This is a genomic window from Frateuria sp. GZRR35 (assembly GCF_051900415.1).
Taxonomy (GTDB): domain Bacteria; phylum Pseudomonadota; class Gammaproteobacteria; order Xanthomonadales; family Rhodanobacteraceae; genus Frateuria_A.
Genome location: NZ_JBHZGL010000034.1, coordinates 1 through 516 on the forward strand (window position 1 = coordinate 1; position 516 = coordinate 516).

General features: G+C 71.1%; 1 protein-coding gene. It reads right to left on the bottom strand.

Features of this window, described 5'->3' with window-relative positions; all coding sequences use genetic code 11:
- Positions 1 to 516 (bottom strand): AMP-binding protein (locus tag ACFWZ3_RS17295; protein ID WP_439708914.1); only part of this gene is annotated, 516 nt, incomplete at both ends.

Below are 516 nucleotides of genomic sequence, written 5' to 3' on the forward strand. Positions count from 1 at the left end.
CCCTCATCCACCGAAACCCGCGCGAAGTCACCTTGCGGAATGCGCTCGCGCACGCTCTGCTGGGTCAGCACCGCCACCGGCTTGGCGTCCTCCAGCATGTAGGCCAGGCGTTCCGGCGGACAGGCCGGGTCGATCGGCAGGTAGGCGCCGCCGGCCTTGAGCACGGCCAGCAGCCCCACCACCAGCTCGATCGAGCGCTCCAGGCACACCGCCACGATCCGCTCGGGACCCACCCCGTGGGTGCGCAGGTGATGGGCCAGCCGGTTGGCGCGCCGGTTCAGTTCACCGTAGCTCAGCGTCTGGTCTTCGTAGCGCAGCGCGGGCGCGTCCGGCGTGGCGGCGGCGCGCTCCTCGAACAGCTGTGGCAGGCAACGGTCCATGGCGATCGAGGTGCGTTCGCCGTAAGGCTCGCGCAGACGTGCGCGCTCCTCCGGCGGCACCATCTCCAGCGCCGACAGGCGGGCCTGCGGCGCTGCGACTACGGCTTCGAGCAGGGTCAGGTAATGTCCCGCCAGC